Raw genomic sequence first — 14,796 nt, forward strand, 5'->3', positions numbered from 1 at the left:
GAGTGAGCGCGTGGTTTCACTGATCACCGAAGGCAGCGCGACTGATCGCGACGGCAAACCCTTTCCGCGGCGGCGGCCCGAGCTCTGGCTCGCGCTGGTCCTCGTGCTGGCTCTGGTGAGCCTGTTCGTCTGGATCACGGCGTTCCGAACCCGTGACGACAGCAACGAACCGATGGCGTGCAACCCGCCGAGCACACCGACGGCCACCAGCGCACCGCAGCCCGCGGCTCTGGGTACCCGGGTGGGTCCGACGCGGCTCGCCGAGGTCGACCCGGCGGCCCTGTCGGAGTCCAGGGTGCGGGTGTTCAACGCCAACGGCAAGAGCGGTCAGGCGGGCAACATCGCCTCGGCACTGGCCGACCTCGGCTTCGCCGGCGCGCCGGGGACACAGGTCGGTAACGATCCGGTCTACGTCGCAGGCGACCTCACCTGCACCGGTCAGATCCGGTACGGCGTGAACGGTCGACCGGCGGCCGCCTCGGTGCAGTTGATCGCACCCTGCGCCGAGCTGATCGAGGACCCGCGCACCGACGACACCGTCGATCTGGTTCTCGGGCAGGCGTTCGGCGAGTCGCTGCGCCCCGGCGCCGACGCCGAGGCGGTGCTCCGGTCGCTGAAGAACCTGGCCCCTGGCGCGAGTTCGTCCTCGATCGACCCGGACCTCCTCGACGCCGCGCGCGAAGTCAAATGCTGAGCTGATGTCTTTGCGGCCGGCGCCGCTGGTTTTCGGCCGCGATTGTCAGTCCGGGAGCGCGGTCGGCGCGCCGGCGCGGTCGAGTAGGTCGTTGAGGTCCTTGGCGATGCCGGGGGCGGCGACGACCGTGAGTTCGCCCGCGGCACCGCCGACGGTGACCGGGGGGACGTGCACGACCGCGCCCGCTTCGGCGGCGATGAGGGCGCCCGCGGCCCAGTCCCAGGCGTTGAGGCCGTGTTCGTAGTAGGCCTCCAGCCTGCCCGCGGCGACATGGCACAGGTCCATGGCGGCGGCGCCGAGGCGGCGGATGTCGCGAATCTGCGGGAGGATCTCCGTGAGCAGCTGCGCCTGGCGGGCACGGCGCACGCTGCCGTAGGCGAAGCCGGTGGCTACCAGGGCCACCGAGAGCGAATCCTCGCTACTGCAGCGAAGTGTCACGCGGGTGCCGTCCGGGCGCACAGCGTGCGATCCAGCGCCCAGTGCGGCACTGTAGGTGGTCGCGGCGGCTACGTCGACCACGGCGCCCGCCACGGGCTTGCCATCGACCACCGCACCCACCGAGACGGCGTAGCCGGGTAGCCCGTAGAGGAAGTTCACGGTGCCGTCGATCGGGTCGACGACCCAGGTGACAGTGCCCGATGCCGTGGCGCCGACATCGCCGCCACCCTCCTCTCCCAGAATCGCGTCGTGGGGCCTGCGCTCGGCGAGCAGGCCACGGATCAGCTGTTCGGATTCGGTGTCGACGATGGTGACCGGATCGGTGACGTGCCCCTTGGTGGCCACGGCGCCCACCACGGGTCCGTCCTCGGCGAACACCTCGGGCCTGCGGGCGCGCACATGCGCGGCGGCCGCTTCGGCGAGCTCGACGGCGAGGCGCCGCAACTGCTCGTAATCGGCGGATGCGACGGGGGCGGGGGCGGGGGCGGGGGCGGGGGAAGTCTCGGGCTCGGTGTATTCGGGCACCGCTCCATCGCATCACATGTCGTGGCGCGTCGCGCGAGAGGTGACTACCGCTACTCTGCTTGCTGGTGCCTGTCAGGCACATCGACCGCGTCAGCAAGGGGTTGAACCATGTCCACTCGGGGGCACGCATTCGGGATCGACATCGGCGGCAGCGGGGTGAAGGGCGCCGAGGTCGATCTGGCCACCGGGCTGCTCACCCATGACCGCATCAAGATCGCGACACCGCAGCCGTCAACGCCCGCGGCCGTCGCCGCGGCGGTCGCCCAACTGGTGGCGCAGGCGGGGTGGGACGGCCCGGTCGGCATCACCATGCCGTGTGTGGTGCTCGACGGCCACGCCAGAACCGCGGCCAACATCGACCAGGCCTGGATCGGCACCGATGCCCGCGCCTTGTTCGCGCAGGCACTGGGTGGGCGAGCCGTCACCGTGCTCAACGACGCCGACGCCGCGGGCCTGGCCGAGGATTCCTACGGCACCGCGCGAGACCTCTCCGGGCTGACCCTGCTGCTCACCTTCGGCACCGGCATCGGCTCCGCGCTGCTCTACAACGGCGTGCTGATCCCCAACTCCGAACTCGGCCATCTCGAGATCGATGGCGCCGACGCCGAGGATCTCGCCGCGGCCTCGGTCAAGGACAACGAGGATCTCACCTACCCCGAGTGGGCGCAGCGGGTGAGTCGCGTGTTGGGTCACATCGAGGATCTGTTCTGGCCGAAGGTGATCGTGGCGGGCGGCGGCATCAGCCGTGATCACGAACAGTGGATTCCCTTGCTCACCAACCGAACTCCCGTGATTCCGGCCGTATTGAAGAACACCGCGGGTATCGTCGGCGCGGCGATGGCCATCGATGCGGGCATCGCGCCGTAGCCCGGCGCGGCCTGCGACGCAACGCCTGGGTGGCATCGTGCCATGAGTACCCTGGTTGGATCGTTACAATGGAACACGTCCGGCGGTGAGCCGGTGAAACCTTCCGGCCGCGGCCGGTCGCGAGAAGGTCGGTGAACGAGCGCCGACTTCCCCCGGCCGACGCATCGCCGGTGCAACCCGACCGACCGCTCCGCCGGAAAACCACTCTGGCGTGACGCCGCACGAGACCGTCACGAAAGGGCGTACGTGGTAGCCACGAATACCCGTCAGACCGCCGACTCGGCCTCCGACGCCGATGCCGACGACGCCGCAACCCCGGCTAAGAAAGCGCCGGCTAAAAAGGCCCCCGCCAAAAAGGCCCCGGCCAAGAAAGCCGTAGCCAAGAAGGCGCCGGCGAAGAAGGCTGCCGCCAAGAAGGCTCCGGCCAAGAAGACCGCCGCGAAGAAGGCGACCTCGGGCGAGGGCGGTGACGAGCAGCTCGACGACGAGTCGGTCGACGTCGACGATCTCGGTGATCTCGAAGTCGCCGAGGACGAACTCGTCGGCGAGGAAGTCGTCGTCGAAGACGTCGCCGAGGAAACCACCGAGGTAGCCGATACCGCGGAGCCGTCCGAGAAGGACAAGGCCTCCGGCGATTTCGTCTGGGACGAGGAGGAGTCCGAAGCGCTGCGTCAAGCACGCAAGGACGCCGAACTCACCGCCTCCGCCGACTCGGTGCGCGCCTACCTCAAGCAGATCGGCAAGGTCGCGCTCCTCAACGCCGAAGAGGAGGTCGAACTCGCCAAGCGGATCGAGGCCGGCCTGTTCGCCGCGGAGAAGATGCGCGAGTTCGCCGAGGCGGGCGAGAAACTCTCGGTGACGACACGCCGGGACTTCAACTGGATCGTGCGCGACGGCAACCGGGCCAAGAACCACCTGCTCGAGGCCAACCTGCGACTGGTCGTCTCACTGGCCAAGCGCTACACCGGCCGCGGCATGGCGTTCTTGGACCTCATCCAGGAAGGCAACCTGGGCCTGATCCGCGCGGTCGAGAAGTTCGACTACACCAAGGGCTACAAGTTCTCGACCTACGCGACGTGGTGGATCCGTCAGGCCATCACCCGCGCCATGGCCGATCAGGCCCGCACCATCCGTATTCCGGTGCACATGGTCGAAGTGATCAACAAGCTCGGCCGCATCCAGCGCGAGTTGCTCCAGGACCTGGGCCGTGAGCCCACGCCGGAGGAGCTCGCCAAGGAAATGGACATCACGCCGGAGAAGGTGCTGGAGATCCAGCAGTACGCGCGTGAGCCGATCTCGCTGGACCAGACCATCGGCGACGAGGGCGACAGCCAGCTCGGTGACTTCATCGAGGATTCCGAGGCGGTCGTCGCTGTCGACGCGGTGAGCTTCACCCTGCTGCAGGATCAGCTGCAGTCGGTGCTGGAGACCCTGTCCGAGCGTGAGGCGGGCGTGGTGCGGTTGCGCTTCGGCCTCACCGACGGTCAGCCGCGCACCCTCGATGAGATCGGTCAGGTCTACGGCGTCACGCGTGAGCGCATCCGCCAGATCGAATCGAAGACGATGAGCAAGCTGCGCCACCCGAGCCGTTCGCAGGTTCTGCGCGACTACCTCGACTAACGGTTCTACGACACGAGGCCCGCACCACCGATTCGGTGGTGCGGGCCTCGTTTTCGTTTCGACCGCTACATTCCAAGCGGTCTGTTTTATCCAATGTACCGACGGGTAATCGTTTCGTGATCAAACCCACACCGATGGATTGCACTGGGGAGGACACGGTTTGGCGAATTTCACCGTATCGTCACATTCAGTTTTTCGTTCTACCGCCTCGAGTCTGCGGTATCGGCATTTGAGGGTTTTTCGCGCGTGCTCGACATTTACCACTTCAGCTACGGCTGGATCACCCCCGTTCTCGCCTACTTCATGTCGGTCACGGGTTGTCTGCTCGGGCTGCAGTGCGCGGCTCGCGGTCGCAATGCCGCCGAGGGACGGGTCGCCTGGCTCATCGGCGCCGCGATCGCGATCGGCGGAACCGGCATCTGGGTCATGCATTTCATCGCCATGCTCGGTTTCACCATCCGCGGCGCCGACATCCGCTACGACATCCCGTTGACGCTGTGCAGCGCGATCACCGCGATGGTGGTGGTCGGGATCGGGCTGTTCATGGTCAACAAGCCGCAGCCGACACTGCGCTCGTTGCTCGCCGGTGGCACCATCACCGGCCTCGGTGTCGGGACCATGCACTACACCGGCATGTACGCGATGAAGTCCAGCGCGACCGTGCAATACGACCCGGCGATCGTGGCACTGTCGATGCTGATCGCGGTGGTGGCTTCGGTGGTGGCGCTGTGGTTCACGTTGCGCGTCAAGGGTTTTCTCGCCACCGTGGGTGCGGCGCTGATCATGGGCGTAGCCGTGTGCGGCATGCACTACACCGGGATGGCGTCGATGCGCGCGCACACCGGGCATCAGACCGCGCCCGCGACCGGCGCCGAGGCGATGGAGTTGCTGGCTCCGCTGATCGGGGTGAGCAGCATCGTCACCATGCTCGTGTTGATCAGCGTGAGCCTCACCGAGATCGAGAACGAGGAAGCGCTGCCGCGCATGTGGCTGACCTCGCGGCACCGTCCGCGACCGGCCAGGACCGCACGGCCGGTCGCGCAGTTCGCGCCGGCCGCACCGCAGGAGTACCGCACCGAGGAACTGAGTTACGACGGTGCAGGCGCCTGGCCGCGTCGCGTCGTCGACTGATCAGCTCGTCGCGACATCCGAACGGCGCCTGACGAATTCGACCACCGGCTCCACCACGCGCGCCGCGATCGGGCCCAGGATCGCCATCAGGAGCACATAGGCCGAGGCCAGCGCGGCCAGTTCCGCGTCGGCCTTGCCATAGGCGACCGCCAGTCCCGCGATGACGATGGAGAATTCGCCGCGCGCCACCAGCGCCGCGCCCGCCCGCGCACGGCCCATCCGCCGGATTCCCTGCTTGCTCGCCGCCCACCAGCCGACCGCGATCTTGGTGCCGGTGGTCACCACTGCCAACGCGACCGCCCAGGCGAACACCGGTGGGACCGCGGCCGGGTCGATCGACAGGCCGAACGCGACGAAAAAGATCGCGGCGAACAGATCACGCAGCGGCTCCAGCAGTTTCGCTGCCTCGTGCGCGGTGGATCCCGAGATGGCGATGCCGAGCAGGAACGCGCCGACCGCGGCCGAGACATTGAGCGCCGAGGCCGCGCCGGCCACGAGCAGCGCGGCGCCGAGCAGCTGGAGCAGGAACACTTCGCGATCGGCGCTGTCGAGTACCGCCGACACCACCCGCCCGAAACGCAGCGCGACCACGAGCACCACGGTGATGGTCGCGAGCGCGATCGCCAGCGAGATCAGTCCGCTCAGCAGGCTCAGCCCCGCCAGCATCATGGTCAGGATCGGCAGGTACACCGCCATCGCGAGGTCTTCGAACACCAGGATCGACAGCACCACCGGGGTCTCGCGGTTACCGAGGCGGCCCAGGTCGTCGAGCACCTTGGCCACGATCCCCGACGACGAGATATAGGTGACCCCGCCGAGCACGACGGCACCGAGTACACCCCAGCCGAGGATCAGCGCCACCGCGACGCCGGGGAGCGCGTTGGCGACCAGGTCCAGCACTCCGGCCGCCCAGGAGCGTCGCAGGCCGGTCATCAGCTCGGGGGCGGTGTACTCGAGCCCGAGCAGCAACAGCAGCAGCACGACACCGATCTCGCCTGCCATGTGCCCGAACTCGATGGCGGCGTCGAGCTCGATGAACCCGCCGCGACCGAACGCCAGCCCACCGAGCAGGTACAGCGGAATCGGTGACATCCCGAACCGGCCCGCCACTCGCCCGCAGATCCCCAGCGCGAACAAGATCACGCCGAGCTCGAGCAGAGCCAAGGCCTGCGAGGTCACGGCGCTCAGCCGTGCACGAGAATCTTCGCGGCCGCTTCCAGGCCCTCCGGGGTGCCGACAACCACGAGTAGATCGCCCTCGGTGAAGGTGAAGTCCGGTCCGGGTGACGGGTGGAGCTGACCGGCGCGCATCACCGCGACGATCGAGGTCTTGGTACGGGTGCGCATGCCCGTCTCGCCGAGGGTTCGCCCCGCATAGGGTGATTCGTCGACGACGGCGAGTTGACGGGTGGTGATGCCCGGCAGATCGCGGTGGTCGTCGTTGAGTTTGGCGACCAGTTGCGGCGCGCCGAGCAGGTTCGCCAGCACCGATGCCTCATCGGTGGACAGTGGCACCTGGGCGGCGATGGCGTCCGGGTCGTCGGGTTTGGACACGATCAGATCGATGTCACCGTCGCGGTGGGCGACCACCCCGACGCGGCGCCCCGACCTGACTTCGAAATCCTTACGCACTCCGATGCCCGGTAGCGCTGTGACGTCGACGTTCACCTCATCAACAGTAGTCGCGCCCGGTGCCGATTGTGGTCTACGCCACTCCGTCCCGGCGCGGTGTCGTGAACACGCCGTCGGAGCCGGGCAGGTACGGCTGCGCGGCGAGCACCGCGGCGACCGGCAGCGGGGCATACAGGTGCGGGAAGAGCATCGACGACGGGTCGCTCGGCACGCCCGGCTCCCACTTCACCGCACCGGTGAACGCCGCCGGATCCAGCCACAGCACGACCATGTCGGTGCGGCCGGCGAAGAGCCGGTTGGCGGGCAGGTGGACCTGCTCCGGGGTGGACAGGTGCACGAAGCCGGCGTCGGCCAGTGACGGGGGCCTGCGTTCGCCCGCGCTGCGGGCTTGTTCCCATTCTTGGGAAGAACACAGGTGAACAAGCGTGTGAGTGTCGGATGTCACGGGTAATCTCCGGGTAGACAACAGGTTCGGACGGTCAAGACCCTGTCACAACTCGACATGTTCGGCCCGGTTCGGTGGTTACGCCCCGTGCGTAACGAGCAACACCGCAGCGAGCGACATATCGGTGAGTAGCAGGATCGAGTGGGAGGTGGCATCAGCGCTTCGCGGGTGATCGGTGGGTGCTCGAAACCGACGACCGGCGGGTGTTCGCTTTCAGCGAAACCGCAGGTCTGTTATCGAAAACACAAAGATTCACTTCCGGGAACAAAGCCTGAACCCCGAACGTCTGACAGAGTAGTCGTACCACTGCTGGGAAGTAGCGGACGCGAGCCACGTGGAGTGACCACGAGGCCCACACCTAGGCGAACGGCCACGCAGCGCCGGGAGCCGGGACGGAGGAGTCATGCCAGGAACCCTGACCAGCACCCCACTGACCGCGATCGATCGTTGCGATCGTTGCGGGGCGGCTGCCCGAGTGCGTGCCGTGCTTCCTGCGGGTGGCGAGTTGCTCTTCTGCCAGCATCACGCGAATGAACACATGGACCGTTTGCGCGAACTCGAAGCCGTGATCAACACGGACGAAGCTCCCGCGATCTGACCCCTCCTCGCGTCCGGAACAATCACATCCGACAATCGAATACTCCCGACAGCGGGCGACCCGAACAGGGCGCCCGCTGTTGCTGTATCCGGGTATCGACGCAGGCCCTCGCCGAACGCTTCGGCCGTGCGCGGCGGAGGAATGCCGCATCGGCGCTCAGCAGGCGTCGGCGAGAATGCCGTCGACGAGAGTGACCACGCCGTAGTCGAACGCACCGTCCGGGTCGGCGGGGGCCTGGTAGTACTCGCCGACGGCGGTGCCGACCCGCCCGGCGAGCGGGAATTCGTCGGCGGGCATCACCCGGGCGAGTACGGGGCCGTTGACCGCCCACCACTGCGCGTCGCTCAGTTGCGCGGCGGCCCCCGCGGCCGCGATGGCGAGGCGGGCATTGCCGGTGGCGAAGTCGGTGAGCACCGCGATCGCGCGGTCCATGACCAGATCACCGAAGCCGACGCCGTCGATCGCGGCCAGCTGACGTTCGTAGCGGCGCATCCTGGCCGGGCCGAGTACCTGGCGCCAGGGGGACACTTCCAGCAGCCAGGGGTGCTCGATCAGTTCGGCCCTGATCTGGGTGGCGATGGCGATCATGCGTGCCCGGACCGGCAGGTCGACCGGGATCGGGGTGTCCGCGGCGGCGACGGCATCGACCATGAGCACGATCAGGGCATCCTTGCTGGGGACATAGGTGTAGAGGCTCATCGCGCGCAGGCCCAGTTCCGCGGCGACGGCCCGGATCGTCAGCTTGTCGATACCGTCGCGGTCGGCCAGCGTGATACCGGCCGAGACCACATCGTCCACGGTGAGACCGGGTTTCGGGCCACGCGCGCCCGGCTTGGGCGGCAAGGCGTGGCGCCACAGTAGTTCGAGGATCTGGGTGGCCTGTGCGGTGGATTTCGCGTCCTCGTCGGCGGGCACGGGCCGTCCTCTCCGGAACTTGTCCGAGCGTTCGGGAACAAACTCAGTACAGTGTACGTTGTTCGGTTGTTCGCGCTTCCCGATCAGAGGAGAACGTTCTGCCCGCCATCGAGGCCACCTACCTCCCCGACCGTCATCTGTTCGCCTTGTGGACGTGGACCGGGCACGATGCCGGTGCCGCGCCGACAGGAATCGGCGATCCGGAACAGCTCACCCTCGCGCTGCCCGTCGGCGAGCGCGGCGCGATCGAAACCGTCGAAGTGGCGACCGCCGTGGTCACGTCGGCCGAACTGGCCGAGGTCACCATCGACGACCTCGCCCCGTCCGCCCTGGCGTGGCGTGCGTTGATGACCGACGAACGGCCCGGCCGATTACCCGCCGCCGCGCACGCGGTGCCCGATGCGGTCGGCACCGCGATCGTCTCCGCCGAGCGAGCGGCGCGGGTGCTCTGCGAGACGCAGGCGCTGGACGGAGAGCTCGCGGGGGTCCTCGATGCCACGCTGCGGCCGTATCAGGTGCGTGGGGTCGGTTGGTTGCGCGAGACCGTTTCGGCGTACGGCGGGGCCGTGCTGGCCGACGAGATGGGCCTCGGTAAGACGGTGCAGACGATCGGGTTCCTTCAGGGGCGCGCCGATGGGCCGCAGTTGGTAGTGTGCCCGACCTCGCTGGTCGGCAACTGGGCGCACGAGATCGAACGGTTCGCGCCGGGGTTGAAGCCGGTGCCGTGGCGTGGTGGTGCGGTGTCCGCCGGGGCGGGGACGGTCGTCGTGACCGGGTATCCGACCTTGCGGCTGCACGGTGCGGCGCTGACCGGTGAGCAGTGGGCGACGGTGGTGTTCGACGAGGCGCAGGCGTTGAAGAATCCGCGGACCCAGGTGTCGCGGGCGGCGCGAGCGTTGACCGCCGACGCGAAGGTCGCGCTCACCGGCACGCCGGTGGAGAACCACCTCGACGAACTGTTCGCGCTGCTCAACCTCACCGTGCCGCGACTGTTCGCACATCGAACACAGTTCCGGCGAAGGTTCGTCCGGCCGATCGAGGAGGGTTCGGCCACAGCGGCGGCCCGGCTGCGCGATGCTGTCGAGCCGGTTGTCCTGGGACGCAAGAAGCTTCAGGTGGCGGCGTCGCTACCCGCGAAGATCCACAGTGATCTGCTGTGCGATCTCACCGCCGAGCAGGAACGGGTGTACGACGCGGTACTCGCCGAGGCCCTCGACGAGGGATTCGGCTCGGGCCTGCAACGACAGGGACGGGTGCTGGCCGCGCTCACCCACCTCAAGCAGGTGTGCAACCACCCCGGACTGGTCTCCGGCGACCTGGGCGAACTCGCGGGCCGCTCCGGCAAACTCGACCTGTGCGCCGACATCGTCGCCACCAACCTCGACACCGGTGACCCCACGCTGATCTTCACCCAGTACCGCAAGACCGGCGACCTGCTGGTGCGTCATCTGGCCGAACAGTTCGGCGTCGAGGCGCCGTTCTTCCACGGTGGGCTCGACGCCACCCAGCGCGGCGACCTGGTTACCCGCTTCCAGGCACCGGACGGGCCGCCGGTGCTGATCCTGAGCCTGCGCGCCGCGGGCACCGGCCTCACCCTCACCCGTGCGGCCGATGTGATCCATTTCGATCGCTGGTGGAATCCGGCGGTGGAGGCGCAGGCTTCGGACCGGGCGCACCGGATCGGGCAGACGCGCACCGTCACCGTCACCACCCTCACCAGCGCTACGACGGTGGAGGAACACATCGCGGCGATGCACACCCGCAAGTCCGCGCTGACGGATCTGTCCGATACCGCGGGCATCGCCGAACTGGCCCGCCTCGACGACGACGCCCTCGTCGACATCCTGCGCCGGAAGCGAGAGAACTGATGGCCGACAACGAATTCGGTTACACCCCATGGGGAATGGACTGGGTAAGACTGGCCGAACCGCTGCGCCAGACCCGCCCGGAACCACTGCTGCCGCGGGCCCGCAGCATCGCCCGCAACGACGGTGCGCGCATCGAGATCGAGGGTCGCACCGTGCGCGCGCACCTGCATCGCGGCGGTCAGGCCTCGATCGCGCACGTCGAGGTGGCATCGCTGTCGCGGGCGGCGGTGACCGCGATCGGTCACACGATCACCGACCCGACCGTCCTCACCGACGAGATGCACCGAGCCCTGCTCGACGCGGGCCACTCCCCCGCGCCGACCCTGGTGAGCACCGATTGCTCCTGCTCGGCACGGACCGCGCGCTGCGTGCATGTGTTCGCGACCCTGTACACGATCGCCCGCAAGGTCGACGAGAATCCGCGCCTGGCATTGGAATTGCAGGGCTACTTCGACGCCACCACCGACTCCGGCCTCCCCGTCCAGGAACCGCGCTGGACCAGTATCAACGCTCTCGACCCGACCCAGTTCTTCGTGCCCGCCCCCTGAGCCTTGGGCCAGGAATCAACGGCCGGATGAGCCGCAGGCGATGCGGCTCATCCGTTCGAACACCACGCGGCACCCGACATCCCGAGCCATGTGCCCATCGACCCTGCTCAGGCGTTGGTGCCACCGTCCACCGTGAGGATCGCGCCGGTGATCGATCGACCGGACGGTCCCGCGAGGAAGGTGACCAGGTCGGCGACATCGGCGGCGGCGCCGAACCGGCCGAGGGCGTTGAACTCTCGCTGGGTCGAGGCGTGGCCGCTGTTCGCCGGGTTCATGTCGGTGTCGGTGGGGCCGGGCTGGACGAGGTTGACGGTGATGCCGCGCGGACCGAGTTCGCGCGCAAGGGCTTTGGTGAAGCCGTTGAGGGCCGACTTGCTCAGGTTGTACAGCGACAGCCCGCCGAAGAGCGCGCGGTCGGACAGGTTGGAGCCGATGGAGATGATCCGGCCGCCCTCGCCGAGGTGCGGTAGAGCGGCCTGGCCCGCGACGAAGGCGGCGCGTGCGTGGATGTTCAGCGCGCGGTCGATCTCGTCGAGGGTGAACTCCTCGTAGGGCTTGGCCGGGAAGATGCCTGCGTTGTTCACGAGCACATCGAGGCCGCCCAGTTCGCGCGCGGTCTGATCGACGGCGGCGACGACCTGTGCGGCATCGGCGCTGTCGGCCTTGATCGGCAGTGCCCGCCTGCCCAGCGCCTCGATGTCGGCGGCGACCGCCTTCGCGGCGACCTCGTCGCGCTGGTAGGTGAACGCCACATCGGCGCCCGCGGCGGCCAGTGCGCGGGCGATGGCCGCGCCGATCCCACGGCTCGCGCCGGTCACCAGGGCAACGTTGTCAGTGCTCGTCATCATGCTCGCTCCAATTTTGTAGTGGTCGATACACAAATAGACAAGCGCATCCACACCCCGCCGTCAAGAGTTTCTTATCGATCGACACAGAATTAGCGGGCGGACGCTGCGACCCCCGCGCCACGGGGTATATTTACCGATCGGCACAGAAAGGTTTCGCATGGCAGAACGCGGGCGTCCCCGGGGTTTCGATCGTGAGGTCGCGCTGCGCCGGGCGATGGAGGTGTTCTGGGAACGGGGCTACGACGGCGCCTCGATGAGCGACCTCACCGCCGCCATGGGCATCAACTCCCCCAGCCTCTACGCCGCCTTCGGCGACAAGGAAGCACTGTTCCGGGCCGCCGTCGAGCTCTACGGCCGCAGCGAGGGTTCCCACACGGCCAGGGCGCTGCGCGAGCAACCCACCGCCTACGCCGCGATCGAGGCGATGCTGCGCGACAACATTCCGATCTACACCGACCCCGGCCTTCCGCACGGCTGCATGGTCGTCCTCGCCGGCGCGACCTACACCACCCGAAATGCCGCGGTCCGCGAATTCCTGGTCGAAGCCCGCCGCCACACCACAGCCGACATCCACGCCAGGCTCGACCGTGGCGTCGCCGAAGGCGACCTCGCCCCCGACACCGACACCGCTTCGCTCGCCATGCTTTTCAGCACTGTGCTCTACGGGCTGTCGATCCAGGCCAGAGACGGCATCGGGCCCGACGAACTGAACATCGCCGTCGACAGCGCCATGCAGACACTGGCGGCCGCGACGCGCTAGGTGGGGCCGTGTGATCGGCGAACGGCCGGACGGGGATCTACGTCGAGGGCGGCGACCCGTCGGCGGGATCTCTCAGAGTCGACGCAGGGCCGCGATGCGCTCGCCCAATTGATCGACACTGGCCAATGCTGTTGGCGGACCACCACATTCGCGGCGGAGTTCGCCATGGATCACGCCGTGGGGTTTGCCGGTGCGGTGGTGGTGCATGGCCACGAGGCTGTTGAGTTCGCGGCGCAGTTCGCCCAATTTGTCGGAGGTGGCGACCCGTTCGGCGACGGCCGCGGGCGGCGGGGCGGACTCCTGGGCGGCGCTTCGGTCGGCGAGTTGGCGGGTCTGCCGGTCGCGCAGCAGCGCGCGCATCTGGTCGGCGTCGAGCAGACCGGGGATGCCCAGATAGTCGGCTTCCTCGTCGCTGCCCGCGATGGTGGCGGTGCCGAAGGAGGATCCGTCGTAGATCAGCTGGTCGAGTTCGGCGTCCGCGGCGAGCGCGACGAAGGACTTCTCGTCCTCGCCGGGCTCGTCCTTGGCCTTGTTGGCGTCCATCAGCAGCTCATCGTCGAGGCCGTCCTTCTCGCGATGCGGCTTGCCGATGACGTGATCGCGCTGCAGCTCGAGCTGCGCGGCCAGGTCCAGCAGCACCGGCACCGACGGCAGGAACACACTCGCGGTCTCCCCCGGCTTGCGGGCACGCACGAAACGGCCGATGGCCTGCGCGAAGTACAGCGGCGTCGACGCGCTGGTGGCATACACGCCGACGGCCAACCGTGGCACGTCGACGCCCTCGGACACCATCCGCACCGCCACCATCCACGGCTGGGTGCTCTTGCCGAACTCACTGATGCGCTGCGAGGACTGCGGATCATCGGAGAGCACCACCGAGGGCCGCTCGCCACAGATGTGTTCGAGCAGTTCGGCGTAGTCGCGAGCCCGTTCCTGATCGGTGGCGATCACCAGACCGCCCGCGTCGGGCATCCCGGAGGCGCGCAGCTGACGCAGGCGCATGTCGGCCGCGCGCAACACCGATGAGATCCAGTCGCCCGCCGGATCGAGCGCGGTGCGCCAGGCCCGCGCGGTGTGTTCGGCGCTGAGCGGTTCGCCGAGCCGGGCGGTGTGCTCCTCACCCGCACTGTCGCGCCAGTGCGCGTCGCCGGAGTAGGCCAGGAACACCACCGGACGCACGACGCCGTCGGCGAGCGCGTCGGCATAGCCATAGGAATGATCGGCGCGCGAACGCGGGAAACCGCCTTCGTCGGGCTCGTAGGTGACGAACGGGATCTTCGAATCGTCACTGCGGAACGGGGTTCCGGTCAGCGCGAGACGGCGCGTCGCGTCGCCGAACGCCTCCTCGGTCGCCTCGCCCCAGGTCTTGGCGTCGCCCGCGTGGTGGATCTCGTCGAGGATCACCAGCGTGCGCCGGTTCTCGGTGCGCACCCGGTGCCGGGTGGGGTGGGCGGCAACCTGGGCATAGGTCACGACCACGCCGTGATAGTCGCCGGAGGTCGCGCCGGTGGAGTTGGAGAATCGCGAGTCGAGCTGGATTCCGGTCCGCGCGGCCGCGGACGACCACTGGTGCTTGAGGTGCTCGGTCGGGGCGACGACGGTGATCTGATCCACCGTGCGATCCGCCAGCAACTCCGCGGCTACCCGCAGCGCGAAGGTGGTTTTACCGGCGCCGGGCGTGGCGACCGCGAGGAAGTCTCGCGGCTTGGTGGCCAGGTATTTCGTCAATGCGCGCCGCTGCCAGGCGCGCAGCGAACCCGACGGGGCACCTCCCGCGGCAGAATCGCCCGGTGTCCCCACTTGCTTCGCCGTAGCGGCACCACCCGACCCAGTCACGCAGACGACCCTAGCCGCCCGATGCGGCGTGTCGCCAAACCGACGCGGGGTGGGCGACAGGCATCACAACCG

At 68.3% G+C, this 14,796-nt stretch carries 15 protein-coding genes; 8 read left to right on the forward strand and 7 right to left on the reverse strand.

From position 1 onward, the window contains the following. Window positions 1-10 precede the first annotated feature (10 nt). Window positions 11-694 carry an envelope integrity protein Cei gene (gene cei, locus ACFXKN_RS20600; protein ID WP_378944921.1) on the forward strand — a complete coding sequence of 228 codons (684 nt, stop codon included), beginning with the start codon at window positions 11-13 and terminating at the stop codon, window positions 692-694. A 45-nt stretch (window positions 695-739) separates the two neighbouring features. On the opposite strand, the gene ACFXKN_RS20605 is transcribed toward cei, so the two are convergent. Then, the gene (locus tag ACFXKN_RS20605; protein WP_379433617.1) at window positions 740-1,657 is read right to left on the reverse strand and encodes an inositol monophosphatase family protein; all 918 of its coding nucleotides are present in this window, start codon (window positions 1,655-1,657) and stop codon (window positions 740-742) included. A 108-nt stretch (window positions 1,658-1,765) separates the two neighbouring features. On the opposite strand from ACFXKN_RS20605, the gene ppgK reads away from it, so the two are divergent. The 3 genes from ppgK to ACFXKN_RS20620 all read left to right on the forward strand — a co-directional run bounded on the left by ppgK (window position 1,766) and on the right by ACFXKN_RS20620 (window position 5,275). Then, window positions 1,766-2,524: a polyphosphate--glucose phosphotransferase gene (gene ppgK / locus ACFXKN_RS20610; RefSeq protein WP_379433618.1), complete on the forward strand. Its 759-nt coding sequence runs from the start codon at window positions 1,766-1,768 to the stop codon at window positions 2,522-2,524. Window positions 2,525-2,770: 246 nt separating this feature from the next. Then, on the forward strand, window positions 2,771-4,144 hold the full coding sequence (locus ACFXKN_RS20615; RefSeq protein WP_378944910.1) for an RNA polymerase sigma factor: 1,374 nt from the start codon (window positions 2,771-2,773) through the stop codon (window positions 4,142-4,144). A gap of 246 nt (window positions 4,145-4,390) precedes the next feature. Next, window positions 4,391-5,275 carry an MHYT domain-containing protein gene (locus ACFXKN_RS20620; protein ID WP_378944907.1) on the forward strand — a complete coding sequence of 295 codons (885 nt, stop codon included), beginning with the start codon at window positions 4,391-4,393 and terminating at the stop codon, window positions 5,273-5,275. Here ACFXKN_RS20620 and ACFXKN_RS20625 read toward each other — a convergent pair whose 3' ends face one another. The 3 genes from ACFXKN_RS20625 to ACFXKN_RS20635 are packed head-to-tail and all read right to left on the reverse strand — an operon-like array spanning window position 5,276 to window position 7,351. Next, the gene (locus ACFXKN_RS20625) at window positions 5,276-6,454 is read right to left on the reverse strand and encodes a cation:proton antiporter (RefSeq protein WP_378944904.1); all 1,179 of its coding nucleotides are present in this window, start codon (window positions 6,452-6,454) and stop codon (window positions 5,276-5,278) included. A gap of 5 nt (window positions 6,455-6,459) precedes the next feature. After that, window positions 6,460-6,942 carry a cation:proton antiporter regulatory subunit gene (locus tag ACFXKN_RS20630; RefSeq protein ID WP_378944901.1) on the reverse strand — a complete coding sequence of 161 codons (483 nt, stop codon included), beginning with the start codon at window positions 6,940-6,942 and terminating at the stop codon, window positions 6,460-6,462. A gap of 37 nt (window positions 6,943-6,979) precedes the next feature. Then, the gene (locus tag ACFXKN_RS20635; RefSeq protein WP_379433619.1) at window positions 6,980-7,351 is read right to left on the reverse strand and encodes a DUF952 domain-containing protein; all 372 of its coding nucleotides are present in this window, start codon (window positions 7,349-7,351) and stop codon (window positions 6,980-6,982) included. 403 nt (window positions 7,352-7,754) lie between these two features. On the opposite strand from ACFXKN_RS20635, the gene ACFXKN_RS20640 reads away from it, so the two are divergent. After that, on the forward strand, window positions 7,755-7,949 hold the full coding sequence (locus ACFXKN_RS20640) for a hypothetical protein (RefSeq protein ID WP_378944895.1): 195 nt from the start codon (window positions 7,755-7,757) through the stop codon (window positions 7,947-7,949). Between the two features lie 156 nt (window positions 7,950-8,105). Here the strand turns inward: ACFXKN_RS20640 and ACFXKN_RS20645 are convergent, their stop codons facing one another. After that, on the reverse strand, window positions 8,106-8,864 hold the full coding sequence (locus tag ACFXKN_RS20645) for a TetR/AcrR family transcriptional regulator (RefSeq protein WP_379433620.1): 759 nt from the start codon (window positions 8,862-8,864) through the stop codon (window positions 8,106-8,108). Window positions 8,865-9,001: 137 nt separating this feature from the next. On the opposite strand from ACFXKN_RS20645, the gene ACFXKN_RS20650 reads away from it, so the two are divergent. Next, a complete protein-coding gene (locus ACFXKN_RS20650; protein WP_379433659.1) occupies window positions 9,002-10,732 on the forward strand; it encodes a DEAD/DEAH box helicase in 1,731 nt (576 codons plus the stop codon). Continuing rightward, complete coding sequence (locus ACFXKN_RS20655; protein WP_379433621.1) at window positions 10,732-11,280, forward strand: hypothetical protein; 549 nt, start codon at window positions 10,732-10,734, stop codon at window positions 11,278-11,280. The genes ACFXKN_RS20650 and ACFXKN_RS20655 overlap by 1 nt, the downstream gene beginning before the upstream one ends. 107 nt (window positions 11,281-11,387) lie before the next feature. Here the strand turns inward: ACFXKN_RS20655 and ACFXKN_RS20660 are convergent, their stop codons facing one another. Then, on the reverse strand, window positions 11,388-12,125 hold the full coding sequence (locus ACFXKN_RS20660; RefSeq protein ID WP_379433660.1) for an SDR family NAD(P)-dependent oxidoreductase: 738 nt from the start codon (window positions 12,123-12,125) through the stop codon (window positions 11,388-11,390). Between the two features lie 160 nt (window positions 12,126-12,285). On the opposite strand from ACFXKN_RS20660, the gene ACFXKN_RS20665 reads away from it, so the two are divergent. After that, a complete protein-coding gene (locus ACFXKN_RS20665) occupies window positions 12,286-12,888 on the forward strand; it encodes a TetR/AcrR family transcriptional regulator (protein ID WP_379433622.1) in 603 nt (200 codons plus the stop codon). A 72-nt stretch (window positions 12,889-12,960) separates the two neighbouring features. On the opposite strand, the gene ACFXKN_RS20670 is transcribed toward ACFXKN_RS20665, so the two are convergent. Then, a complete protein-coding gene (locus ACFXKN_RS20670) occupies window positions 12,961-14,688 on the reverse strand; it encodes a DEAD/DEAH box helicase (RefSeq protein WP_378946194.1) in 1,728 nt (575 codons plus the stop codon). Window positions 14,689-14,796 lie beyond the last annotated feature (108 nt).

This window comes from Nocardia sp. NPDC059195 (assembly GCF_042754695.1).
GTDB lineage: Bacteria > Actinomycetota > Actinomycetes > Mycobacteriales > Mycobacteriaceae > Nocardia.

Bases quoted from the DNA above. Each gene is read 5' to 3' on its own strand.
- ACFXKN_RS20640 (WP_378944895.1), top strand. From the start codon at position 7,755: ATGCCAGGAACCCTGACCAGCACCCCACTGACCGCGATCGATCGTTGC.
- ppgK (WP_379433618.1), top strand. From the start codon at position 1,766: ATGTCCACTCGGGGGCACGCATTCGGGATCGACATCGGCGGCAGCGGG.
- ACFXKN_RS20660 (WP_379433660.1), bottom strand. From the start codon at position 12,125: ATGACGAGCACTGACAACGTTGCCCTGGTGACCGGCGCGAGCCGTGGG.
- ACFXKN_RS20665 (WP_379433622.1), top strand. From the start codon at position 12,286: ATGGCAGAACGCGGGCGTCCCCGGGGTTTCGATCGTGAGGTCGCGCTG.
- ACFXKN_RS20655 (WP_379433621.1), top strand. From the start codon at position 10,732: ATGGCCGACAACGAATTCGGTTACACCCCATGGGGAATGGACTGGGTA.